Source organism: Sphingomonas sp. 28-62-20 (assembly GCF_002281505.1).
In genome coordinates, this window is record NZ_NCGH01000072.1 from 1 (window position 1) to 1,386 (window position 1,386).

The 1,386-nt window shown below is 62.8% G+C and carries 3 protein-coding genes; 2 read left to right on the top strand and 1 reads right to left on the bottom strand.

Annotation, left to right across the window (positions count from 1 at the left end; genetic code table 11):
* Positions 1-23 precede the first annotated feature (23 nt).
* On the top strand, positions 24-188 hold the full coding sequence (locus B7Y43_RS20085) for a hypothetical protein (RefSeq protein ID WP_197417041.1): 165 nt from the start codon (positions 24-26) through the stop codon (positions 186-188).
* A 127-nt stretch (positions 189-315) separates the two neighbouring features.
* Positions 316-756, top strand: a complete 441-nt coding sequence (locus B7Y43_RS20090) for a hypothetical protein (RefSeq protein WP_374133425.1) — start codon at positions 316-318, stop codon at positions 754-756.
* Positions 757-866: 110 nt separating this feature from the next.
* Here B7Y43_RS20090 and B7Y43_RS20095 read toward each other — a convergent pair whose 3' ends face one another.
* Positions 867-1,103, bottom strand: a complete 237-nt coding sequence (locus tag B7Y43_RS20095; RefSeq protein ID WP_374133426.1) for a hypothetical protein — start codon at positions 1,101-1,103, stop codon at positions 867-869.
* Positions 1,104-1,386 lie beyond the last annotated feature (283 nt).

Here is a 1,386-nt window from a genome sequence, read left to right on the forward strand (position 1 = left end):
CGGCTTAGCCAAGGAGCCTCGATATGTTCACCGACATTTGGACCGCCCGCCGCAGCGCACTCAGCCTCTCGAAGAACCTCATGGTCGCAACGATGGTCATCGCCATCGGAACCCAGTTTGGCGTCATCACCGCGGACGATTGCGACGGCGACGTTTCGATCGTCAACGAATATGATCCCTTCGCCTGACCTCAAGGCGGGGGCTTCGCCCCCGCCCCTTCTCGTGTGAAATTGCCCTTGGATGATGTAACCGACCAAGCCAGCGCGCATTTTATCAACTCGACGCTTTCGGGAACGCATTGTCGAACATGTCTTCTTGAGGAAAGCGCTGCGGCGGCTCTGGCAGTTGGGCGTGCCCTGCGTCGAGGTGCTGCGATCCGAGTTCGATGCCGGCGGCAAGCCCCAAGTAATGGGCTATCGCAACGTCACGCGGCATATCCAGTTCAAGACCAAGACGGTGGGCGGCAAGACCGACGCCGTAAAGATCAACGTCAAGCTCATGGACAAGCCGAGCGGGTGTGTCCTGTGGATCGTCGTGACGCCAGACCTCGGATTCGACCATGATCTCTGGTTCGGGGGTGAGCCGGGTGAACCGCTGCCCGATATCAGCGCGAACATGATCGCCAAACACAGCAAGGGGACGTCGCTGGGCAACAAAAACGAACGGCCGATGCACCGGGTGATCGCAAAGGGGAAATTCGAGAGGATCCTGGCGCTCGACCTGATCCTGGGCAAGCTGTTCGGGCAATTGCCTTAAGGGCGTTCGGGCACCGGCTGCGCCGGACCGGGCTCTAAGCTGGCGCCCCGAGCCCCGTGCCGGGTCTCGGCCCTGCGGGTAACGATCCCTTGCTGAAAAGGTACGCGCGCCTAATGCGCGACCGCTGTCCGGACGAGCGCCTCGGCGGTGACCGGCGCCGGACCTCCGGCAAGCGTCTCCTTCAACGCTTCGTCACCGAGCAGCACGCGCCACGGCGCGCCGTAGGTGCGGGATGCGAGATAGAAGACCGCGCCGTCACAAGCGACCATTCGGCACCTTTCTTGGGCATCGATCAGCGACCATCCAGCCCCGTGCCGCGCGACGGGGTCCACCGGATCGACCCGCATCAGGGCTCCGCACCGCCGGCATTGGCTACGGATAAGGATGTTGCGTCGCTGCATGGCGCCGACAGTTCTCATCCAGATCGGCCAGAGGGTGTGGAGCGCTGCGGTCATCACAAGCGAACGATAGTCTTTCTGCCCAGCGCCGGTCCAGCAATCCCGAACGGCCCCGCGATAGGCTGACGTTCAAGGTCGCCGAATGGATGGGGTCATCACCATGCCCGGTTCTTGCCGAGGCGCAGGCTCGCGCAAACCCGTGACCGGGTTTCTCCTCTGCGTTTCGACCCTG